Origin of the sequence: Enterococcus casseliflavus, from assembly GCF_029215545.1 — a bacterium.
GTDB lineage: Bacteria > Bacillota > Bacilli > Lactobacillales > Enterococcaceae > Enterococcus_D > Enterococcus_D casseliflavus.
Genome location: NZ_CP119393.1, coordinates 228,898 through 250,484 on the forward strand (window position 1 = coordinate 228,898; position 21,587 = coordinate 250,484).

19 protein-coding genes and 1 riboswitch are annotated in these 21,587 nt (G+C 46.4%); of the genes, 14 read left to right on the forward strand and 5 right to left on the reverse strand.

Going from position 1 to position 21,587, the window contains the following annotated elements; all coding sequences use genetic code 11:
- Nucleotides 1-38 precede the first annotated feature (38 nt).
- Nucleotides 39-476 (forward strand): MerR family transcriptional regulator, encoded by a 438-nt coding sequence (locus P0G38_RS01060; protein ID WP_005230594.1) that lies wholly within the window; start codon nucleotides 39-41, stop codon nucleotides 474-476.
- 142 nt (nucleotides 477-618) lie between these two features.
- Here the strand turns inward: P0G38_RS01060 and P0G38_RS01065 are convergent, their stop codons facing one another.
- The 4 genes from P0G38_RS01065 to P0G38_RS01080 all read right to left on the reverse strand — a co-directional run bounded on the left by P0G38_RS01065 (nucleotide 619) and on the right by P0G38_RS01080 (nucleotide 5,812).
- Nucleotides 619-1,368 carry a SagB/ThcOx family dehydrogenase gene (locus P0G38_RS01065; protein WP_275853716.1) on the reverse strand — a complete coding sequence of 250 codons (750 nt, stop codon included), beginning with the start codon at nucleotides 1,366-1,368 and terminating at the stop codon, nucleotides 619-621.
- A gap of 351 nt (nucleotides 1,369-1,719) precedes the next feature.
- Nucleotides 1,720-3,603 carry a glycosyltransferase family 2 protein gene (locus P0G38_RS01070; protein ID WP_275853718.1) on the reverse strand — a complete coding sequence of 628 codons (1,884 nt, stop codon included), beginning with the start codon at nucleotides 3,601-3,603 and terminating at the stop codon, nucleotides 1,720-1,722.
- A gap of 171 nt (nucleotides 3,604-3,774) precedes the next feature.
- Nucleotides 3,775-4,875, reverse strand: coding sequence for an iron-containing alcohol dehydrogenase family protein (locus P0G38_RS01075; protein WP_275853720.1), 1,101 nt, complete (start codon nucleotides 4,873-4,875; stop codon nucleotides 3,775-3,777).
- A complete protein-coding gene (locus tag P0G38_RS01080; RefSeq protein ID WP_275853722.1) occupies nucleotides 4,811-5,812 on the reverse strand; it encodes a bile acid:sodium symporter family protein in 1,002 nt (333 codons plus the stop codon). The genes P0G38_RS01075 and P0G38_RS01080 overlap by 65 nt, the downstream gene beginning before the upstream one ends.
- Nucleotides 5,813-6,411: 599 nt before the next feature.
- Between P0G38_RS01080 and P0G38_RS01085 the strand changes: the two genes are divergently transcribed.
- The 9 genes from P0G38_RS01085 to P0G38_RS01125 all read left to right on the forward strand — a co-directional run bounded on the left by P0G38_RS01085 (nucleotide 6,412) and on the right by P0G38_RS01125 (nucleotide 17,153).
- Nucleotides 6,412-7,047, forward strand: coding sequence for an NAD(P)H-binding protein (locus P0G38_RS01085; RefSeq protein ID WP_005230609.1), 636 nt, complete (start codon nucleotides 6,412-6,414; stop codon nucleotides 7,045-7,047).
- Nucleotides 7,048-7,386: 339 nt separating this feature from the next.
- Nucleotides 7,387-10,035 carry an HAD-IC family P-type ATPase gene (locus P0G38_RS01090; RefSeq protein WP_275853725.1) on the forward strand — a complete coding sequence of 883 codons (2,649 nt, stop codon included), beginning with the start codon at nucleotides 7,387-7,389 and terminating at the stop codon, nucleotides 10,033-10,035.
- A gap of 194 nt (nucleotides 10,036-10,229) precedes the next feature.
- A riboswitch (FMN riboswitch) is annotated at nucleotides 10,230-10,368 on the forward strand.
- A gap of 112 nt (nucleotides 10,369-10,480) precedes the next feature.
- Complete coding sequence (gene ribD / locus P0G38_RS01095; protein WP_201690572.1) at nucleotides 10,481-11,557, forward strand: bifunctional diaminohydroxyphosphoribosylaminopyrimidine deaminase/5-amino-6-(5-phosphoribosylamino)uracil reductase RibD; 1,077 nt, start codon at nucleotides 10,481-10,483, stop codon at nucleotides 11,555-11,557.
- Nucleotides 11,542-12,129: a riboflavin synthase gene (locus P0G38_RS01100; RefSeq protein WP_201690570.1), complete on the forward strand. Its 588-nt coding sequence runs from the start codon at nucleotides 11,542-11,544 to the stop codon at nucleotides 12,127-12,129. The genes ribD and P0G38_RS01100 overlap by 16 nt, the downstream gene beginning before the upstream one ends.
- A complete protein-coding gene (gene ribB / locus P0G38_RS01105; RefSeq protein WP_201690568.1) occupies nucleotides 12,107-13,318 on the forward strand; it encodes a 3,4-dihydroxy-2-butanone-4-phosphate synthase in 1,212 nt (403 codons plus the stop codon). Before P0G38_RS01100 ends, ribB begins: the two co-directional genes overlap by 23 nt.
- 21 nt (nucleotides 13,319-13,339) lie before the next feature.
- Nucleotides 13,340-13,813 (forward strand): 6,7-dimethyl-8-ribityllumazine synthase, encoded by a 474-nt coding sequence (gene ribH, locus P0G38_RS01110; RefSeq protein WP_005230622.1) that lies wholly within the window; start codon nucleotides 13,340-13,342, stop codon nucleotides 13,811-13,813.
- 473 nt (nucleotides 13,814-14,286) lie between these two features.
- A complete protein-coding gene (locus P0G38_RS01115) occupies nucleotides 14,287-15,360 on the forward strand; it encodes a FecCD family ABC transporter permease (protein ID WP_005233272.1) in 1,074 nt (357 codons plus the stop codon).
- A gap of 4 nt (nucleotides 15,361-15,364) precedes the next feature.
- Nucleotides 15,365-16,147, forward strand: a complete 783-nt coding sequence (locus P0G38_RS01120; protein ID WP_010748955.1) for an ABC transporter ATP-binding protein — start codon at nucleotides 15,365-15,367, stop codon at nucleotides 16,145-16,147.
- Nucleotides 16,140-17,153, forward strand: coding sequence for an ABC transporter substrate-binding protein (locus P0G38_RS01125; protein WP_128487688.1), 1,014 nt, complete (start codon nucleotides 16,140-16,142; stop codon nucleotides 17,151-17,153). Before P0G38_RS01120 ends, P0G38_RS01125 begins: the two co-directional genes overlap by 8 nt.
- Before the next feature lie 149 nt (nucleotides 17,154-17,302).
- On the opposite strand, the gene P0G38_RS01130 is transcribed toward P0G38_RS01125, so the two are convergent.
- On the reverse strand, nucleotides 17,303-17,644 hold the full coding sequence (locus tag P0G38_RS01130; protein WP_015510530.1) for a MazG nucleotide pyrophosphohydrolase domain-containing protein: 342 nt from the start codon (nucleotides 17,642-17,644) through the stop codon (nucleotides 17,303-17,305).
- 86 nt (nucleotides 17,645-17,730) lie between these two features.
- On the opposite strand from P0G38_RS01130, the gene P0G38_RS01135 reads away from it, so the two are divergent.
- From P0G38_RS01135 to P0G38_RS01150, 4 genes are all read left to right on the forward strand, one after another.
- A complete protein-coding gene (locus P0G38_RS01135) occupies nucleotides 17,731-18,291 on the forward strand; it encodes an LOG family protein (RefSeq protein ID WP_176257011.1) in 561 nt (186 codons plus the stop codon).
- A gap of 147 nt (nucleotides 18,292-18,438) precedes the next feature.
- A complete protein-coding gene (locus P0G38_RS01140) occupies nucleotides 18,439-19,425 on the forward strand; it encodes a tRNA dihydrouridine synthase (RefSeq protein ID WP_005230648.1) in 987 nt (328 codons plus the stop codon).
- Between the two features lie 150 nt (nucleotides 19,426-19,575).
- Nucleotides 19,576-20,016: a MarR family winged helix-turn-helix transcriptional regulator gene (locus P0G38_RS01145; protein WP_005230651.1), complete on the forward strand. Its 441-nt coding sequence runs from the start codon at nucleotides 19,576-19,578 to the stop codon at nucleotides 20,014-20,016.
- Nucleotides 20,013-21,449, forward strand: coding sequence for an MDR family MFS transporter (locus tag P0G38_RS01150; RefSeq protein WP_275853740.1), 1,437 nt, complete (start codon nucleotides 20,013-20,015; stop codon nucleotides 21,447-21,449). Before P0G38_RS01145 ends, P0G38_RS01150 begins: the two co-directional genes overlap by 4 nt.
- Nucleotides 21,450-21,587: the final 138 nt, after the last annotated feature.

Below are 21,587 nucleotides of genomic sequence, written 5' to 3' on the forward strand. Positions count from 1 at the left end.
GTTTAGGTCAAGCGATAAACAAAATTTTTTTAGGAGCGATGCAAGTGAGTTACTCGATTGGCGAAGTATCACAAACGACTAACATCCCCATCTCGACTCTGCGTTATTACGATCGAGAAGGGATGTTTCCGAAGCTGGCCCGCAGTAATGGCGGCATTCGGGTGTTTTCAGAAAAAGAAGTAGCGACGATCAAAGTGATCGACTGTTTGAAGAATACCGGCATGCCCATCAAAGACATCAAGAATTTCTTGGATTGGGGCGAGGAAGGCGATGCGTCTTTGCAGAAACGGCAGCAGCTGTTTCATGAACGTCTGGAAGAAGTCACAAAGCAAATGGCAGCCTTGCAAGAAACCATGAATACGATCAAATACAAATGCTGGTACTACGATACAGCGATGGCAGCAGGCACCGAAGCGGTGGTAAAAGAGTTGCCGCTAGAAGAAATACCAGAAGAAGTCCGAGCATACAAACTGTAAGTCCATCGAAAAACCACCTGCTGTTTTTGCAGGTGGTTTTTCGATTCTACTGGTTTTTCTGGGAAAATCAACCTTGCCAGTTGCCGTTTTCTAACGGCAGTTCGGCAGTCCCATGAAAATTGGGTTTCGTTCGTCGGCAGTGTTACTCAATAACGCCTACAGGAATCAAATAGCGGGGTTCATTTTCTGTTGGCAGCTGCAGCAGCTCTGTGAGTTCATGATCCGTGAAGGCGCCGATCGGCACAGCGCCTAAGCCTAACGCTTGGGCTTGCAAAAGGACATTTTGGGCGGAATGACCGACTTCGATATAGGCATAGCGTTCGATTCCTCGGTCTCCATAGCGCTCGATCAGTCGTTCATAAACCACTGTATAAAGCAATGTAGCAGGTGCCCGTTGGATCGCTGGCTGGTCCAACGAACCTTCCGCCAGTGCGGTCCGAAAATCGCCGGCAAGGATTTTTGTTAAGGTATGCTGCTCTGGTTGATACAGATAAAGCCCTGGCTCAAGCCCCGTTACCTGTGTGACCACGACATAGAGGTCTAAGGGATACAAGGCACCAGCCGAAGGCGCTGTCCGGCGACCATCTTCTGTAGTGACACCGGCAGCGGCCCATAAAAGCTGTGCCAGCTGTTCTTGTGTTAGCTCAGTGTCTAGAAAATCCCGTTGCGAGCGCCGCTCGAAGAGAGCTTCCGACACACTGGTTTCCCCGTCTAAGATTGGTTGTGGCAATGGAAAGGTTTCATAGGAAACTGCTGGTTCAGAAGAAGTGGCGGTGTTCGTAGTCGGTTGTTCTTCAATTGGTGCCGTATCCGCACTGCAGCCAGTGAGGAGTATGCCCAACACCAAAAGAGCGCCTAAATGAACAAAGCGAAATCGTTTGTAACGGGTCATGAGGGTTCCTCCTTTTCTAAGGACTTCGTGTTATTTATAAGTATAACAAGGATTGCTTTTTCATGCGCTTTTATTCACAAACGGGTGAGCAGTGACAAGCGTATCAGCTCAATCAGGTCATAGGAAAAGCAGACTTTTTAATATTTTCTAAAGGCTTAAAAAGTATTTGCCATCGAGACATCATCAAGATTCTGTTCTGGCTCTTTCCATCAATGATCATTGGAGAAGGATGCAGCAAATGCCAGAGTGTTATCTAAAGGAAGAGAATCATCAGAAGATGGAGAACAGCCCTTTGAGGAGCCGTCTGGAATCAATAAAGCCCCTTTGTCTCTTGCGACAAAGGGGGCGGGGCTAACTATTCATTTCTGCGACTTCTTCCTCCATATCAAATTCCAACTGTTTGGCAGCATTGAGCTGGTCACTATAGTAGCTGGCAAGCTCTTCAGCAGATTGCGGTGTTAGATTGTTGAAGGCAAAAGTCACATAGGAGCCATGATCCTCTAGGCAAATCGAATTGATAGTGAAGCGACGCTTATCATCGTAAAAGACGTAACTTTCACCTGGTACGAAGGTTTGCTCGGGATGAGTACGGATACGGAAGCCATTGAAACTCATTTGATACATTTCGAACGTCTTCGCATCATAAGAAAGCTGACGATTGATGGCGATACTCAAGGCTTCACTATCACTTTCGATAAAGCGGTTTTTCCCGATCAAAATGGCATAAAACAAGCCATAAAGGTTATAGAGCGACCAAATCAAGGTCACGATATAGCCGAATTCATAGCCTTCTCCTCGGTACAAACGATACCCCGCCACCAGACAGGCAAAGGAAATCCAAGTAAAGAGGATGATGTGGGGCAAGACGGTTCGCCAATCAAAGGCGTTGCTGCCGACGATCTCTTTTTTGGTCACGTTGAATTTTTTCTGTGATTTCATAAATTCTTTGATCAATGCCCCAGTGTGGATAGGAGCGACAAAGCAATCATAGATGTGGGAACTGGTCAGGTTCCTGATCTTAGGGACATACAGCCGAAACGACAGGGAAATCATAATGAAAGGCGGTAAAAAGAACAGCAACAATTGGTGATTGTTGCTTCTGACGATAAAGATATCAAAAACCATAAATAAGGTTGGTGCCAATAAAAAGATGATTTTTTGGAAAGAGGTAAACCAATACAAATAGGAGTTGTAATAACAAAGTTTTTGCATGAACGACAATCCTTTTAAGCGGCGCGGTTTGAAGTGGTCAAAAATTTGTTTCGTTCCTTGCGCCCACCGAGTCCGTTGTGAGGTCAGCTCTTTGGCAGTGTAAGGAGTGATCCCCAAGGCATAGGCTTTATTGATAAAAATCGTTTCATAGCCGGCGTCTTGTAAAAGCATCCCGGTCGCCATATCTTCGGTGATACTGCTGGTAGGAACGCCGCCGATCTCTTCAAGGGCACTGCGACGAATGATGGCATTGGTACCGATATGGATCAAAGCATTCTCACGAGAAAGTGCGGGTTCTAGAAAGCGCATGAATAATTCCTGTTCGTTGTACATGGATTTGCGCAGTAATTGAAAAGGATCTTTGTTATAAAATGTTTGTGGATATTGCACCAATGCAACTTTAGGATTGCGGAAATAGTCGACAGCTTCAAAAATAATGTTCTTTTTGACGATAAAGTCAGCATCCAGAAGCAAAATCAAGTCACTGCTGGTTTGGGACAAGGCATAGTTGATATTCCCAGCTTTAGCATTAGCATTTCCTTCGCGGGTCAAATAGCCGAGGTTCATTCGCTCGGCCATTTCTTTTAGTTCCTCTCGATGGCCATCATCGCAGATATAGATTTTTTTGTTGGGGTATTTCAAGGCTTTGACAGCCAGTGCCGTGGCGATCACCAGCTTGATGTCTTCATTGTAAGTACAAATAAAAGCGGCGACACTTGGCAAGAATTCTTCTGCTTCATCCCCCTCGTAGCGGTATTCTTTTGAGAGCTTATTGGAAAAAAGGTAAACAAAAAAGCCATAGACAAATAAACCAATGACTTCCGCAATATAGAGAATAATCCCAAATACTAGTGAAGCAGAACTATCAATCGGGATCGTGAAAAATAAACGCCAAACCAAGTAAATAAACAGAAAAGCAATCGTGATCTTCGAAAACAACTGCTTGATGCGATTATTTTTCTTTGCCAGGAAATACAACAAGAAAATGACCAAAAACAACCCAGATAAATAAACCAATTCCAAACTAATCTCCTCCTTTGTTATACTAAAATAGTAATAAGTTTTTAAAAATAAATCAAAGTAAACGATTGCATTTTTTTTAACATGTGAGAAAGAAGAAGGAGGACAAGTACGAAGAAGCGAAAAAAAGGCCATACAAAAACCCTCCAGCAACGAATTGCTGAAGGGTTTCATTTAATTGGCAGCTGCCAATGCCGCTTGGTTTTGTTTGGCATGATAGGCTTCCACGTCTAGGATTGCCTGTTTAAACATTTCTCGCGTGATCTCATAAGGCACGTGAACGATGTCGTTAGTGGTCATTGCTTTGTCTAAGATTGCCTCAAGGTCGCTGGTGTCGTTAAGGCCCATATCCGCTAGGCAAACCGGCAGTTTGTTTTCCTTCATAAAGGCGTAGATGCGCTGGAAGAGGGCATCTTGCTGATCGAGCTGCAACAAGGCCAAAACGCCGTAACTAACGGAAGCGCCATGTAAATAGTCTTCCATTTTTTCCAAAACGGTCGTTCCGTAGTAAAAGGAATGGGCAAGGGCGGAGTTGTAGTCATTGATGACTAAGACGGAAACTAAGCCGGTGGTCACGATGATATCCAAGACGACTTGCTCAATGGCATAAGACGGCTGATTGGCAGCACTGTCCTTCAAGGCTTGTGTGCCGTATTGCAATAAGCGTTCCGTGCACATTTTGCCAATTTGGATGCCTAACCCATCGGTGTAATCTAATTGATCGCCTCGCGCTGAAAACGTCGATTCGATCTCTTTGGAGAGGGCATCGCCGATTCCTGCCCACAGATACTTGTCGGGAGCTTGGGCGATGATTTCACTGTCGATAAAGGCATGGGTCGGCGGTTGTGAAGGGAAAAACAACCCTTGCATCTCGCCGTTTTCTTTATAAATGACACAGACTGCGGTGACGGGTGAGCAGTTGGAGCCGATCGTCGGGAAGGTGAAGACTGGTTTGCCTGCTTTTTCTCCAACCACTTTGACGGTATCGCAAACGCGGCCGCCACCAACGGCGAATAGAACATCGGCGGCTTGGACACTTGGAGTAGCGAACAGCTGATCGACGTTTTCATAGGTCGAGTTGCCGCCGTACCACAAGGTATCCGTCACTTGGACTGCTGACGTTAAACCGGCTTTGATCTTGTCTTCAGCTTTTTCGAGGGCGGTTTTTCCGCCGATGATCACGGCATTGGTGCCGTATGGTTTTACGATGTCATTTACTTTTTCGTAGGCGTCCGCCCCGATTGTGTAGTTTGGCAAAAAGATACTTTGACTCATACTGTTTTCCTTCTTTCTTGGCCACGAGATTGGCTAAAATTGGTCCGGTAATTTGATGGATCACCATGCCGACTGCGGCAGGGGTAACGGCTGCCGCAATGGCGGCAAAGTGGGCATTGGCTAACGAGATCGCTAGGCCGGTATTTTTCATTCCTAATTGAAACATGATGGATTTGGCTTGGGTGGCACTGACGCCCATCACACGGCTCAGACCATAGCCTGCGCCGTAGCCGATCAAGTTATGGAGCAAGACTAAGAAAATTACGATCAAGCCAGATTGGACGATCACGGCACCGTTGCGAGCGACAGTTCCGGCAACGATCAATAAGATACTAACGGAAGAAATCAATACAAATGATTGCAGAAATCGCTCGATGTGCTTGGCAATGAGTTTGTGGAAGATCACCCCTAAAATGATCGGCAAAAGCACCATCTGCAAGACAGACAAGAGCATTTCCCAGAAGGAGATCTCGGTGTACTGACCAGCCAAGACGTAAACCAAAAAGGGGGTAACGACGGTCGCTAACAAGGTCGATACCGTGGTCATGGAAACGGTGAGGGCGACATCGCCTTTGCCGATAAAGGTCATGACATTGCTGGCGGTTCCACCAGAAACGCAACCTAGTAGGACAAACCCGATGATCAAACCGGAAGAAACACCAAACAGCTGCGCTAAGCCGTAAGCCACCAAAGGACTGATGGTGAACTGGAAAAGCACCCCTAAGATGAATGCTTTAGGCTGTAAGACGACCATTTTAAACGCAGCAACGTTTAAAGTCATCCCCATACAAAACATGATGATGCTCAAAAGAATCGTTGTACGAGGCGGAATCCATAAGAAGGGTTGCGGGAAGAAATAAGAGACGATCATCAATAAAATCATGATATAGATCAAATACTTGTTTACAAAAGCAGCGATCGTGTTGACGGTTTTCATAAGAAAAAATCATCCTTCCTTTTTCTGCTTGACCAATCAAGTGTTCAAACAGAAGGGGTCTTTAGAATAAGTGCAGTGCATAACCGCGGGGAATCGGCAGCAGTTGTTCAATGAGCGCTTGGGATCTATCTGACATCAATGTGTCAGCTTGTAAAAGGCCGCTTCCTTGAAAATGGGTATAAAAAAACACTCCATCTCAAGAAGCTGATCTTCTTTTTGGATGCAATGTGAATAGGGACTCTTTGAATGTATAAAATCAAACAGTCCCGGCTATAATAATAAAATAATTCGTTTGCTAACATTGGTGCGGGTCATATACGCCACCGTCCTTTTCTTTATTTGGAATTTTCTAAATATTTAAATTATTTCTACCTAGTCTACAAAAGAGTCAACGCTTTGTCAATCGTTTGAGAAAATTTTTTTCATTTTTTTGGGTGTTTTTTAAAAAACATGGGTTTCTATGGGGAAAAACAGCAAGAATTGGTTTGTGTTGTGCTTTTTTCCCCTTCCTTTAGAAACAGAATAGTTGTTGGATCTTGGTTTTTGTCCTACGATGATACTAGCAAGTGTTGGAAAAAGAAACGAGAGGAGCAAAGAAAATGAAAATTTTTGTCGTTGGTGCTACTGGACGAGTAGGCCAAAAATTGATCACCTTTCTAGAAAAACAAGGACACATCGTTTATGCTGGTGCGCGCAGCAGTGAGAAAATCACGGAAACGGAGACGATCAAGCCCGTGTTCTTTGATTTACACACGGAACCGGAAGAGATGGCGGCGAAATTCGCAGATGCGGAAGCGGTATACTTCGTGGCGGGTTCCCGAGGCAAAGATTTGCTGCAATCTGATCTGTATGGTGCGGTCAAAGTGATGCAAGCCGCTGAAGCAAAAGGAATCAAGCGCTACATCCACCTTAGCTCAGCCTATGCCTTAGAACCTGAACAGTGGCAAAGGGAAGGCATGGCGTCATTGATGGATTACACGATCGCCAAATTTTTCTCTGATCGCTGGCTGATCGACAACACCGCACTAGACTATACGATTTTGCAGCCGGGTGCGTTGAAAGAAACACCAGGATCTAGTTTGATCGAGATCAGTGAAACGACCTCTGGTGCGATCCCCATCGAGGATGTCGCCGTCTTGTTAGGTGAAATGCTGGAACGCCCAGCAACTTATCAAAAAGTCATCAAAGTCCAAGCTGGGGAAACACCCATCAGCGAGGCACTGGATCAGCTTTAAGGCGTGCCTTCGGGCTTGAAGAGAATGTACTGAAGGAGCTGTACGGCAATGAATCGTTGTCGTGCGGCTTTTTTTGTGAAGAAGCCAGTCACTTTTCATTTTTGAAAGCGGTGACTCTTGACTTTGGAAAAATAGTTTGTTACGCTTATTGCTAACTTTAGAGGGGGTGGTAAACGAATGTCAAGCGACTCGAGTGACGGTGAGCAGAAACACTATTTTGACTTACCTTACTTTTTAATTGAATAGGAGACCAACAACAGCGCGTTATTTAGGAGCAGTTTCTAAATAAGGGGCTTATTTGTGTTATCCATCAATGAAAAAGAAAAGGAAGAAGAATAAATGAATAAAAAAGAGTTTCAATTATCAGTATCAGAAACAATCGAACAGTATCAGGTGCCCTCAATCGAACAAGGATTAGATGAGGCGCAAGTAACCGAACGGTTAGAGACCTACGGATTGAATCAATTAGCGGTCAAAAAAACCGCCAAGTGGCGTTTGCTGCTGCGGCAATTCCATAACACGATCATCTACATTTTGATTTTCTCCGCCATCTTAACGCTGCTGATGGGGCATTTCTCTGATGCCGTGATCATTGGCATCGTCGTACTGGTCAATGCGTTGATCGGTTATTACCAAGAAGCCAATGCTTCCGATGCGTTAGAACGAATCAAAGAGATGCTATCAGCAGAAGCCACGGTCTATCGGAATGGGATTCGGCAAGATATTCCAGCTGCCGAAGTCGTTCCAGGGGATGTCGTATTCCTAGAAGCTGGTGACAATGTGCCCGCAGATCTGCGGATCATCGAAGCGGACAACTTGCGTATCCAAGAATCCGCCTTGACTGGTGAAGCCGATTCGGTGGAAAAAATAACAGATGCCTTAATGGATGAAGCAACTCCATTAGCGGAACAACGGAATTTGGCGTTTGCTTCGACTTCCGTGACGTCAGGAAGCGGGAAAGGGATCGTGATCGCTACTGGCGTCAAGACTGAAATTGGGAAAATCTCAGCTGAAGTCAATCAAACGGAAGAACGAAAAACGCCATTGATGAAAGAGATCGATGGACTGGGGAAAGGCATCACCTATGTGATCATGGGCGTGGCGGTCTTGCTGTTTGTCGTCAGTTTGTTCCAGCAAACCTACGCGATCTCTGTCTTGTCCTTAGCCGTCGTCACCATGATCGTCGGATCGATCCCAGAAGGATTGCCAGCAACGACCTCGGTGGTTTTGGCGATGGGTGTCAGTGATATGGCAAAAAACAAGCACACCATCATCAAAACGCTACCGGCGGTTGAAACGCTAGGCTCAGTGGATGTGATCGCGACGGATAAAACCGGTACCCTGACAAAAAATGAAATGACGGTCAAAGACATCGTATTGGCTGAGCAGGAATACGAAGTGACGGGTGACGGCTATGCGCCGGTGGGAGAAATTCGTCCAAAGCAGGAGGACGTCCACACACAAGACATCTTGCAGTTGTTTTTGGAAGCTGGCTACGAAGCCAACGATACGGTATTAGTCCCAGAAGGAAATCACTGGACGATCAATGGGGAACCAACAGACGGCTCCTTTTTGACGCTGTATCATAAGCAATTTGCCTATCCGCAAGCACCCGCTTACCAAGAACTGGATATGCTGCCCTTTGATTCGGACAACCGCTATATGGCGAAACTAGTGGCAAACCCTGCGGGGGAACGCTTGCTATTTGTTAAAGGCTCCCCAGATAAATTGTTTGAAATGGTGCAAAAACAAGCGGCGCCTTTTGATGAAGCCTATTGGACAGGCCATGTCCGCCGCTTGTCGGCAGAAGGCAAACGAGTGGTAGCGGTGGGCTATCAGAAAGTTTCGATTGATCACATTGATGAAACGATTTTTGAGCAAGGGCTGCAATTACTAGGGATCGCCGGGATCATCGATCCGCCGCGAGAAGAAGTGATTGCCTCCCTGAAGGAAATGAACCAAGCCGGTGTTCAAGTGAAAATGATCACTGGGGATCACCCTCTGACCGCCAAAGCGATTGGGGAAAAGCTTGGCTTAGCGGATGAGATTCACGTCGTGACTGGTGCCGAGTTGGATCAGATGAGTGAAGCCGAATTTCAAGATGCTGCCTTGACGAATCAAGTCTTTGCACGAACCACGCCGAAAAATAAATTGGACATTATCAAAGCGCTGCAAGCCAAAGGCAAAGTCACGGCGATGACAGGGGACGGTGTCAACGATGCCCCAGCGTTGAAGCGGGCGGATATCGGTGTAGCGATGGGGATCAGCGGCACGGATGTAGCCAAAGATTCTGCTGATATGATCTTGACCGATGACAATTTCGGTACCATGTCCTTAGCGATTCGCGAAGGACGCAGGATCTATGACAACATCAAAAAGAGCATTCTGTTTCTGTTGCCGACATCTTTTGCCGAAGGGCTGATCATTGCCTTTACGATCATGATGCAAAAAGAATTGCCGCTGCAGGCGACACAACTGCTGTGGATCAACATGGTTTCTGCTATTACGATCCAGTTTGCGTTTATCTTTGAACCAGCAGAGTCTGGGATCATGAGCCGAAAACCGCGAAAGACAGGTAATAAATTGTTGAATCGCCATGATATTTGGCAGATGGCGTATGTATCGATCTTGATGGCAGTCATCAGTTTGATCGCCCATGACTGGCTCTTGCTGCAAGGTGTCAGCGAAGCCGTTGCTAGTACCATGATGGTCAATATCGTGGTCTTAAGTAAGATTTTCTATTTATTCAACATCCGTACCAGTGCACCGGCGTTTTCTAAAGCTTCCTTCACCAATCCAAAAGCGTTCGTGATTATTGGTGTGATGCTAGTTCTGCAACTGTTATTGACCTATGTTCCATTTATGCAAAGCGCCTTTCATACGGAGGACATGTCCTTGATCGGCTGGGTCATCTCAGCAGCTTCTGGCATGGTCGTCTTACTCGTGACGGAGTTTGATAAATGGCTTCGTTCGAGAAAAAATATTTAACCTAGGTTTTCTCGTGTTTTTTTACAGGCAAAATCGCCTTGCTGCAACTTAGGAAAATGGCGGAACGACAAGGGATTTCTGCTGTCGCTGCTTTGGGGTTGCCAAAAGAAAAAGCCAAGAGGAATTCCTATTGGCTTGTAATCAGGCCTATTGACAAACAAAAATGGTCGGGCTAAAATGCACATGAATTGAATAGTATTCTTCGGGGCAGGGTGTAATTCCCGACCGACGGTGACAAGCGCAATGCTTGAAGTCCGTGACCCGCATAGCTATGCGGTGGAGCCAGTGTGAATCTGGCACCGACAGTGAAAGTCTGGATGGGAGAAGAAAAACCACAAAATTTCAAGGGGCGCAGTGCGTCTAAAATTGATTTTTTGCCGGTCTTGTTTGTCTATGCCTCGTGAGATTCTCACGAGGCATTTTTTTATTGAAAGGAGGAAGGAAGATGCATAACGAATACATGCGTTTGGCGATCGCAGAAGCCAAAAAAGGGCGTTACCAAACCTTTACCAATCCGCTAGTGGGCGCTGTGATCGTCAAAGAGCAACGGGTCATTGCTAAAGGGGCTCACTTAGTCTATGGGCAGCCCCATGCGGAACGAAACGCCATCGAACAATGCCATTCCTCCGAAGACCTAATCAATTCGACTTTATACGTGACGTTAGAACCTTGCAACCATCAAGGAAAACAGCCGCCTTGCACCCAGCTGATCATCGACAGCGGCATCAAAAAGGTAGTCATCGGCCAGTTAGACCCTAACCCGATCGTGGCTGGACAAGGCAAGCGCTTTTTAGAAGAACAGGGCATCGACGTGTTGGTGGGCATCGAAGAAACAGCGGTGCGCCGTTTGAATCCACACTATAATTTTTACCATCAGCATCAGCGACCTTACGTGGCGTTGAAGCAAGCGATCACTTTAGATGGCCGGATCGCTCATGATGCGTTAACCCGCAGTGCGATCACTGGTTCAGCGGTTTGGCAAAACGTCCATCAAGAACGTGGAGACTATCAAGGAATCTTAGTGGGCAGTCAGACGGTGTTGACGGATGATCCCACGTTATTGACCACGGTTGAAACCAGCTTTCCGCCGATTCGCATCGTGTTAGACCGTCGGGGGCGAACGCTGTCGCAACCCCATTTGTCACTGTTTGCCGATGATTCGGCACCTGTGTGGATTTTTACGCAGCAGACAACTGTCAGTGATTTGCCAGCTCATGTGTCAGTGATCCAGCTGGAAGAGTTGACAATTGTTTCATTGCTGAAGGAGCTTGCCGAACGACAGGTCCAATCGCTTTACGTAGAAGGAGGCGCTGCGATCCATGATGCCTTTTTAGCCAGCGGACTGTGGCAAGAAAGCATTACCTATGTGGCGCCAAAGTTTCTTGGGGGCAATAGTCTGGCAAGTTTTACCAGTGAGCGTACCCCGAAACAGCTGCAGCAGCTAACAGAGGTGACGGTGACTGCAGTTGGGGAAGATGTTTGCATCCGAGGAAGGAGACCAGAGGAATGTTCACAGGATTGATTCAGGAAAAAGGCCGCATCAAAGAGATCCGCAAGCAAAGCCGCACGATCCAGCTAACTTGCAGTGCGTCCGAAGGATTACTGGCGGATTATCAGATCGGAGACAGTATGGCGATCAACGGGACGTGTTTGACGGCGATCGCCAAACAAGCGACGACGTTTACGGTGGATATCATGCCAGAAACCTTTCAACGAACCACCTTTAAACAACTCTCGGTGGGTGCCGAAGTCAATTTGGAGCGAGCGATGGCAGCGACGCAGCGTTTTGAAGGCCACTTTGTCGCAGGCCACATTGATGTAACGACCCGTTTGATCCAGAAAAAGCAGTTGGAAAATGCCTTGATCTTGACGTTTGCTTATCCTGTCAGTGTGCAAGGGGAAATCATTCCGCAAGGGTCGATTGCGATCAATGGCGTCAGTTTGACGGTTATCCAGACGACGGCACAGGCATTTTCCGTTAGCTTGATCCCCCATTCCAAAGACCAGACGACGCTGGGGCAGTTGAAAAAAGGGGAGTGGGTCAATATCGAGACGGATATGATCGGGAAATATGTCAAATACCAACGAAAATGAAAGAAGGCAGACGATGCATAAAGTAGAACAAGCAGTGGAATGGTTAAAAAAAGGCGGCTTAGTGATTGTCGCCGATGATGAAAATCGGGAATCAGAAGGAGATTTGATTGGGATCGCTGAATACGCAACGCTAGAATCTGTCAATTTTATGGCGACTTATGGCCGCGGCTTAATCTGTGCACCCATCTCACAAGCGATCGCTGAAAAGCTGGCATTGCCTGAGATGACCGCCAATAATACGGATGCCTTTGGCACCGCATTTACCATCAGTGTCGATCACGTGACGACGAGTACGGGAATTTCTGCGAAAGACCGGGCAGTGACGATTGAAAAGTTGGCCGATCCTGCGTCACAGGCTGCGGATTTTTATCGCCCTGGCCATATCTTCCCATTGACCGCTCAACCTGGCGGCGTGTTGGAACGCAGAGGACATACAGAAGCGGCTGTGGATTTAGCAAAGCTTGCTGGCAGCGTGGAAGCAGCCTACATTTGTGAGATTTTAAATGAAGATGGCACGATGGCTCGGGTCCCAGAATTGAAAAAATTAGCAGAAAAATGGCAGCTGCCGTTTTTGACCATTGATGAGTTGGCGGAATATCTACGAGGAACCACGCCTATCACGGTGGATCTGCCAACGGCTTTTGGGGCGTTCCAATTGACCTTATTTGAAGATGAGTTCGGCAATGAACACCTTTTACTAGCCAAAGGCGAGATTCAACATACTACCGAGCCGCTGTTACTACGGATCCATTCAGAGTGTTTAACAGGCGACGTCTTCGGCTCTCATCGCTGTGATTGCGGCGAACAGCTGCAAGAGGCGATGCGGCAGATCGAAGCAAAAGGCCGCGGTGCGATTTTGTATCTACGCCAAGAAGGCCGCGGTATTGGCTTGCGGAACAAGCTTCGTGCCTATCAGCTGCAGGAACAAGGCATGGATACTTATGAAGCAAATATTGCATTAGGGTTTGCAGCAGATGCCCGTCATTACACGTTTGCCGCTGATGTTTTACGTTCCTTAGAAGTGCAGGAGATTCAATTGATGACCAACAACCCTGACAAAGTGAAGGAATTAGAAAGCTTAGGGATTAAGGTAGCAGAACGGGTACCGCTGGAGATGCCTGCGCATAAAGAAAACAGCAGCTATTTGAAAACGAAGAAAGAAAAGTTTCACCATTACCTATCTATTTAATCAACCAAAGGAGAATGAGCGATGACAGTATTTGAAGGAACGTTTCAGGGAGAGGCAGTCAAAGTAGGGATCGTGGTCTCACGATTCAACGAGTTTATCACTTCCAAGTTAGTGGAAGGCGCCAAAGACAATTTGTTGCGTCATGGAGTCAAAGCAGAAAACATCGATGTGTATTGGGTTCCAGGTGCTTATGAGATTCCGTATATTACCAAAAAAATCGTTGACCACAAGCAATACGATGGGATCGTGACATTAGGTGCCTTGATTCGCGGAGCAACGACCCACTATGAATTGATCTCAAATGAAGTGGCGAAAGGCGTAGCCCAAATTGGTCTGAATGCCGACATTCCGATCATGTTTGGTGTGTTGACGACTGAAACGATCGAACAAGCTATTGAACGGGCGGGAACCAAAGCTGGCAACAAAGGCAGCGAAGCCGCTCAAGGTCTTTTGGAGATGATTTCGTTGAATCAGCAAATCCTTGGCAACGCATAGGTTTCACGTTCGAACAAAGAAAAGCTAGTAAGAACAAGCCTGCCTGAGCATAGGCATCAGACTGGAGACAGACTTCGTACAAAATGAAGTCTGTCTTTTTTTCATCATAAAAAAAACACTTGATTATTATGCCAAAGGATTCGCTTCTTCACGGGTACCGTATTTTCGATCGATCAATGGAGAGGAAAACGCCCGATCAATCACGAACATTAGAATAACTCTTATTTAAGGAAATTTTCAGAAAATTATTTACATTTCACAAAAGGTTCCTTATAATGACTCTATTCATTGAGAGTGATTCTCATTTGCAAATAGATGTCAAAGCAGCACATGGCTTTGGCGCTTTTCATGAGAAGAACTGTTATAAGCGAAAAAACGCACAGATGCTTCTTTTATGATGGCGGCGAGGCAACAGTCAAGGTTGTTTTTGCTGTGAAATCAGGAGAGGTTCGTGCTGAATAAAGGAGAATCACATGTCGGTAGGGTTGATTAAATCAAATCGTTGGATGGTTTCGACAATCATTTGCTGTGTTTTAGTTGTTGCCATTCTCTTATCTGCAGGAGTTGCTTTGGCAAACGGCCAAGCCAATATCACCCTTGGCGAAGTTTACCAAATTCTCTTCTATAAAATCAGCCATGGATTGGTTGGTGATCTTTCAGGCATTTCAGACGCAAACATCAATATCGTCTGGTTTGTTCGGGCACCGCGGGTCTTGCTCTCTATTTTTGTGGGCATGGGGTTAGCGATCAGCGGGGCAGTGATGCAGGCAGTGGTCCAAAATCCGCTGGCAGATCCCTATATCTTAGGAATCTCTTCTGGCGCATCCTTAGGGGCGACCTTCGCCATCTTAGTCGGTTTTGGCGGCTCGGCGCTAGTCTTGCAGCTGGGCTTATCGTTTGGTGCCTTTGCAGGAGCGGGGATTGCGACTATTTTGGTGCTGCTGCTTGCTAGTATCGGTGGGAAAATGACTTCCACAAAACTCGTGCTGTCGGGGACGATCGTCAGTGCCCTATGCAGCTCTGTTTCAAACTTGATCATCTATCTGGCTAGCAATGCAGAAGGGATGAAGACTGTGGCGTTTTGGTCGATGGGCAGCTTAGCCTCGGCTTCTTGGAACAAATTGGGCTTTATCGTGGTTCTGGTTTCTTTGATCACGCTGTTCTTCCTGACGCAATACCGTGTTTTGAATACGCTTTTGCTGGGAGATGAAGTTGCCTCCACCTTAGGGGTCAAGCTGACCTTCTATCGTCGTTTTTACATGCTGCTAGCAGCGCTATTAACCAGTATCATCGTTGCGAATTCTGGTATGATCGGCTTTGTCGGCTTGATCATTCCTCATATCGTACGTGGAGTCAGCGGGTCGGATCATCGCCTGTTGATGCCTTTGACCGCTTTGACAGGCGCGTTGTTTTTGATTTGGGCGGATGTGATCGCCCGCTCGACCCTGCAAGGAGTCGAACTGCCGATCGGTATCATTACAGCGCTGATTGGCGCACCGATCTTTATCTATATCATTGTCAAACGGCAATACAACTTTGGGGGGTGACGGAATGAAATTAGCAGTTGAAAAGCTCAATCTGACGATCGGAGATCAGCAGATACTAAAAGACATCTCCGTCCAAACCGCACAGGGGCAATTTGTCGGCTTGATTGGTTCCAACGGCAGCGGCAAATCTACATTGTTAAAAGCTATCTACAAAACGTTGAAACCTGACAGCGGCGACATTTATTTGGGTGAGATGAATATTTTGAAAAGTTCCGAAAAAAAAGTCGCCCAGCAAGTCAGCGTCGTCAGTCAGTTCAATGAGTTGAGCTTTGATTTAACAGTAGAACAGATGGTGCTTTTAGGCCGCACGCCCCACAAGGGTTTGTTGGAACAAGACACCAAAGCCGATCATGAGCTGGTCACCGAAGCCTTAGCCAAAACAGGGCTAAGTGCCTACAGAAAACGCAGCTACCTCTCATTATCAGGAGGCGAAAAACAGCGGGTCGTCCTTGCTCGTGCCATCACCCAAGAACCGAAATTTATGATTCTCGATGAGCCGACCAATCATTTGGATATCCGATATCAACTGGAAATCTTAGAGACTGTCAAGCATCTGAAGATTGGCTTGTTGGCGGCGCTGCACAATTTGGAACAAGCAGCCAACTATTGCGACATCATCTATGCCTTAAAAGATGGTCGGGTCGTAGGGTATGGCGAACCAGAAACGTTGCTGACAGAAGAACTGATCGAAGAAATCTATGGCGTGAAATGCAGTATTTACCATCATCCGATCACAGGCGGATTAGGGTTTCATTATTATTTTGAAAAGGAGCAAACAGATGAATAAATGGGGAAAAATGATTGGGGTAGGATTGGCAGTCTTTACATTAAGCGCTTGCGGCAATACAAAGGATGAAGGAACTTCGGCTTCTTCCTCACAGGCAGAAAGTATGTATCCCTTAACCATCAGCAACTACACCAAAGCAGAAGGCGGTACGCAATGGACTGCCAAGGATCAAACCTTTAATGAGGCACCGAAAAAAGTCGTAGCCAACACACGACCAGCAGCGGAATTGCTGCTGCATCTCGGCCTCAAGGATCAGATTGCGGGTGTCGGTGCAACCTTTGGTGCCGCTGATGAGGAAGTTGCTGCTGATTATGCAGAACTAAACGACCTGGGCAGCGACTATATCAGTAAAGAAACGGCGCTAAGTGTGGATCCAGATTTGATTTTTGGCCGCGGAGGACTTTTTGATAACCAAGATTGGGGCGTCGGCACCGTTGATTCCTTGAACGAGATGGGCATTCCGACTTACGTCCAAGAAACCTCTGTCACTGGGGCGACGTTTGATTCTGTTTATCAAGACATTGAAAACCTTGGTAAGCTCTTCAATGTCCCTGAGGCAGCCGCTGCTTTTGAAAAAGAATTAAAGGATCGCCAGAGTGCCTTGGAAGAAAAAGTAGCAGACAAAGAGGAGCAAACCTTTGCCCATCTCTTTATGTCTGATCCAAGTGTGGTCAGTGTCTATGCCGCTCAAGATGAGTCTTTTTTCAACAGCAACTTTGACATGATCAAACTGAACAATGTGTTTCAAGACTATTCAGGAGAAGTCAGTGTCGAAACCTTGATCGAAACGGATCCCGATGTCTTGATCGTTGGCGACTGGTCAACAATCGAAGGCAGTGTTTCTGGTCAAGAAATCATTGAAGGCTTGTACAAAAATGACAAACTCTCCAGCATGAAAGCCATCAAAAACAAACAAGTCTACAGCATGGACTACAATTATCTCTTTGGCTACGGCTACCAAGCCTTGACTGGATTGGAAGAACTGGTAGAGCAAATGGCACAATAAACACCTCCTATTGCATAAAAAGGAGAACCAACTTTTTATATAATAGAAGAAAACCAACGTTTCACTGGCCGATCGACCACAGAAACGTTGGTTTTTTGTATTTAAGAAAAGCAACCTTTGCCGCTGCCCGTTCCGCAACAAGTAGCCCGTTAGCTGTTTTTTTCTGTCACGTGGTCCATTTGATAGCGAGACAATAGCTTCTCTTTGTGTTTTTGCATGATCGTTTCTAGAGAAATATCGTATTTATCGGCGAGAATAAATAAGTTATCCAGTACATCGCCCAATTCTTCCGTCAGATTTGCCAGTTTTTCTTCTGGCAAGCCTTCTTGTTCATCGGGACGGTCGCGACCGATCTCCAATGTCCGAATGGCACGGCTCACTTCCCCGACTTCCTCTGCTAAAAAATTCGCCCGAATAAACGGATCGTACTGATACCAGTTGCGGGCTTTGTAGAAGTCACTGATAAATCGTTGATACTCCTCAATGTTCATAAATTTTTTTCCATCCTTTCCCAGAACCTTTATCAGAATCATGATATACTATTTCAAAATGATTGAGAAGGATGATGGAGAGTTTTATGAAAATTGCAGTCTATTGTGGTGCCAGTGTCGGTAATGAACCTAGTTTTGCAACAGCCGCCCAAGAATTGGGGCAGTGGATCGCTTCACGAAAAAATACGCTGGTTTATGGTGGCGGAAAAGCAGGCTTGATGGGCGTATTGGCAGATGCTGTCTTAGAAAATGGCGGTCAGGTGATCGGGGTGATCCCAACATTTTTAAAAGATCGGGAACTAGCACATCCTGGATTGACCGAACTCCATGTCGTCGAGACGATGTCAGAAAGAAAACGAAAAATGTTCGAATTGTCGCAGGCGTTTGTCGCACTGCCAGGTGGTCCGGGTACGCTGGAAGAAATCACGGAGATGATCTCGTGGTCAAGAATCGGTCAAAACCCGAATCCTTGTGCTTTTTATGATGTGAACAACTTTTACCACGCAACGAGAGCCTTGTATGACAATATGGTGGAAAATGAGTTCTTGACGCAGGCCGATCGCGAAAAAATCGGCTTTGCGCAAACAACCCAGGAGCTGGAAGCTTTTATTCAAGCCTACGAACCGCCAGTTATTCGGCAGTATTAAGCGTCTGTTGCAAAAGAGCAAGGCGAAGCACCGGCGGGTGTCGTCTTGCTCTTTTGCTTCTTTGACGCATTCTTAGTATAATGGGGTTTGTTTTGCAAGTGGGGGTCATAAAAGAAGATCCTTGGACAAAGAAATGGAGCGTAAATCATGACAACAAATTTTTGGGCTGAATTGCCGAAGCCTTTTTTTATTCTAGCACCAATGGAAGATGTCACCGATGTCGTTTTTCGGCATGTCGTTCAAGCTGCCGGCGCACCAGATGTTTTCTTTACGGAATTTACCAACTCCGATAGTTACTGTCATCCAGAAGGACGCGACAGTGTGCGGGGACGTTTAGTCTTCACCGAAGATGAGCAACCGATGGTGGCGCACATTTGGGGTGACAAGCCAGAGTATTTCCGTGAAATGAGTATCGGATTAGCCGAGATGGGATTTAAAGGGATTGACTTAAATATGGGCTGTCCAGTGCCAAACGTTGCCGGACGAGGCAAAGGCAGCGGCTTGATCTTGCGACCAGAAGTTGCTGCTGAGCTGATCCAAGCAGCCAAAGCTGGCGGCTTGCCGGTCAGCGTCAAGACGCGTTTGGGCTATACCGAACTAGGGGAAATGGAAGCCTGGTTGACCCATGTCCTGCAACAAGATATCGCTAACCTTTCGATCCATTTGCGAACCCGCAAAGAAATGAGCAAGGTCGATGCCCATTGGGAATTGATTCCTGAAGTGGTGGCCTTGCGGGACCGAATCGCCCCACAAACGAAGCTGACGATCAACGGCGATATCCCTGATCGTACCAAAGGTTTAGAGCTAGCAGAAAAATATGGCGTAGACGGAATCATGATCGGTCGGGGTATTTTCAAGAATCCCTATGCCTTTGAAAAAGAACCGAAAGAGCATACCTCAGAAGAGCTATTAGGCTTGCTACAGCTGCAATTAGACTTGCAGGATCATTACGCCAAAATGGTGCCACGCTCGATCGCAGGATTGCATCGTTTCTTTAAAATCTATGTCAAAGGCTTCCCTGGAGCCAGTGATTTGCGGGCAAAATTGATGAATACCAAATCAACGGATGAAGTTCGGCAACTGCTGGCAGAGTTTGCTGAGAAAAAGAACCACGAGGAAAGTATTGAAGCGTAAGTTTCAATGCTTTTTTTGTTTTTGGTTGCTGTACCCGCTCTCATTGTCAATCCTTTCTTGACAATAGATAGGTACCTATGTAAAATGGAGAGCGGACTTTTAACTAGGTACCTATCTAAATAGTGAAGAGGCGAAAGGAGCTGAAGGTCGATGGTTTCCGAACAAGAAATCGTGGAACGATTGTTTGAAGTGTATAAATTAAATCGGCGGTATGCGGAACAAAAATATGGGCGTTTTATGCCAGGTCGGGGACAGTTCAATTGCCTACTGGTATTGGACGAAAAAGGGACGTTGACCCAAAAAGATCTCGCCGCGTATTTAGCGATTCGCTCGACATCCACTGGCGAACTACTAAAAAAACTGGCTGAAAAAGGGCTGATCCAAAAAGAAGTCGATCCGAAAGATAAACGCAGCCATCTGATTTCGCTGACGGAAGCAGGCAAGGAAGAGGCACAGCGAATGAAAGAAAAACGCAGTAAGGCGCACCAAGAAATGCTGACCTATTTGACGGCAGAAGAAAAACAAGCCTTTGGTCAAGCCTTAGCAAAAATCGAACAGTTTTATCTTGAGAAGGAGGCGGACGTTGATTGAGTGAAACAGTCCAACGAACGGAACGTCAGCGGACGCTGATTTTTATTAATCTAATGATTACATGTATTGCCGTATCCATGTTGGCGACCGCCTTGACGACGGCTTTACCCGCCATCGTCACTGACCTGCAGATTTCCGTCACTACGGGACAATGGCTGACTAGCGGTTATTCCTTGGCGATGGCGATCGTTATGCCCTTGACGGCATATCTTATGAATCGTGTGCCAACCAAAAAGCTGTATCTCGCTGCCTTAGGAATTGCTTTGGTGGGCTTGCTGCTTTGTGCTGCAGCGCCCAATTTTCTAGTCATGATGCTTGCTCGTATTTTGCAGGCCGTAGGCAATGGAATATTGACCGCAATGGCGCAAGTGATCCTCTTATCGATCTATCCGATCAATCGTATTGGTGTCGTGATGGGCTGGTATGGACTATCGATCACCGCGGCACCCGTGATCGCACCGACTCTTGCTGGGGTGATCGTGGACCGCTTGAACTGGCATGCGATTTTTTATATCGTTGCCGTGATTGTTTTGATTTCACTGATTTGGGCCATAAAGGTTTTTGATGATGTGTTGCCAGTAAGCAACAGCAAATTTGATCAGACCTCTTTTGTTTTGAGTGCCTTCGCCTTTGGTGGGATTACTTTAGGCTTTGGCAATATCGGCAGCTATGGCTTTCTCAGCTTACCCGTTTTAGGAACCTTAGGGCTTGGTTTGGTAGCAGGGATCTTCTTTGTCTTCCGTCAGTTAAGAGCGGAAACTCCATTTTTGGATCTGCGGGTCTTAAAAACAAAAGAGTATGCCATCAGTGTCTTTGGCAGTATCATGCTTTACTTGGTCTTGATGGGTTCGGCGATGCTGATGCCGCTATACGTGCAGTCGATTTTAGGCAAATCAGCGACGATCTCGGGATTAGTCGTTTTGCCAGGCTCTCTGGTCTCGGCTTTCTTAAGTCCCGTGGCTGGGCGAATCTATGACAAAGTCGGCATCCGTCTGTTGACGCTTTTTGGCGGCGGCTCACTGGTCTTGAGCAACATCGGCATGTATTTTATCCATATGCACACGGGTATTTGGGTAGCAGTGGTTTTGAACATGCTGCGCTGTGCCGCCACAGGCTGTTTGTTGATGCCCTTCGTGACGTGGGGAAATAAAAATATTCCGCCGCAACTGACGGCGCATGGAACAGCGTTATTGACTTCTTTGCGGACTGTGGCAGGCGCCATCGGGACAGCATTATTTGTCGGGATCATGAATAGTGTGGCGCAAAAAAGCACGACCTTAACAGGGACGAGTGCATTGCTTCATGGCATGAATGTTTCTTTCTTATTGATGACGATCGCTTCTGGACTGCTGTTTGCAACGGGGCTATTCTTGATTCGTGATCAGAAACCAGAAGCCGTTTGGCTAGAAGGGGCAGAAGAACCACTGGAATAAAGAGGGGCACCTTTCTTTGAAGGGTGCTTTTCTTGATTTATTTCATGAAACTCTATGAAAAACCAAAAAATTCGATATAATAAGATAACTTATGGTTTAGGAGGAGTATTTTTTTTCATTAAAGGCTTGCTTTAATGG

Coding starts and splice junctions, on each gene's coding strand:
- P0G38_RS01060 (WP_005230594.1), top strand. CDS start 39: ATGCAAGTGAGTTACTCGATTGGCGAAGTATCACAAACGACTAACATC.
- P0G38_RS01065 (WP_275853716.1), bottom strand. CDS start 1,368: ATGACCCGTTACAAACGATTTCGCTTTGTTCATTTAGGCGCTCTTTTG.
- P0G38_RS01075 (WP_275853720.1), bottom strand. CDS start 4,875: ATGAGTCAAAGTATCTTTTTGCCAAACTACACAATCGGGGCGGACGCC.
- P0G38_RS01080 (WP_275853722.1), bottom strand. CDS start 5,812: ATGAAAACCGTCAACACGATCGCTGCTTTTGTAAACAAGTATTTGATC.
- P0G38_RS01085 (WP_005230609.1), top strand. CDS start 6,412: ATGAAAATTTTTGTCGTTGGTGCTACTGGACGAGTAGGCCAAAAATTG.
- P0G38_RS01090 (WP_275853725.1), top strand. CDS start 7,387: ATGAATAAAAAAGAGTTTCAATTATCAGTATCAGAAACAATCGAACAG.
- ribD (WP_201690572.1), top strand. CDS start 10,481: ATGCATAACGAATACATGCGTTTGGCGATCGCAGAAGCCAAAAAAGGG.
- P0G38_RS01100 (WP_201690570.1), top strand. CDS start 11,542: ATGTTCACAGGATTGATTCAGGAAAAAGGCCGCATCAAAGAGATCCGC.
- ribB (WP_201690568.1), top strand. CDS start 12,107: ATGTCAAATACCAACGAAAATGAAAGAAGGCAGACGATGCATAAAGTA.
- ribH (WP_005230622.1), top strand. CDS start 13,340: ATGACAGTATTTGAAGGAACGTTTCAGGGAGAGGCAGTCAAAGTAGGG.
- P0G38_RS01115 (WP_005233272.1), top strand. CDS start 14,287: ATGTCGGTAGGGTTGATTAAATCAAATCGTTGGATGGTTTCGACAATC.
- P0G38_RS01120 (WP_010748955.1), top strand. CDS start 15,365: ATGAAATTAGCAGTTGAAAAGCTCAATCTGACGATCGGAGATCAGCAG.
- P0G38_RS01125 (WP_128487688.1), top strand. CDS start 16,140: ATGAATAAATGGGGAAAAATGATTGGGGTAGGATTGGCAGTCTTTACA.
- P0G38_RS01130 (WP_015510530.1), bottom strand. CDS start 17,644: ATGAACATTGAGGAGTATCAACGATTTATCAGTGACTTCTACAAAGCC.
- P0G38_RS01135 (WP_176257011.1), top strand. CDS start 17,731: ATGAAAATTGCAGTCTATTGTGGTGCCAGTGTCGGTAATGAACCTAGT.
- P0G38_RS01140 (WP_005230648.1), top strand. CDS start 18,439: ATGACAACAAATTTTTGGGCTGAATTGCCGAAGCCTTTTTTTATTCTA.
- P0G38_RS01145 (WP_005230651.1), top strand. CDS start 19,576: ATGGTTTCCGAACAAGAAATCGTGGAACGATTGTTTGAAGTGTATAAA.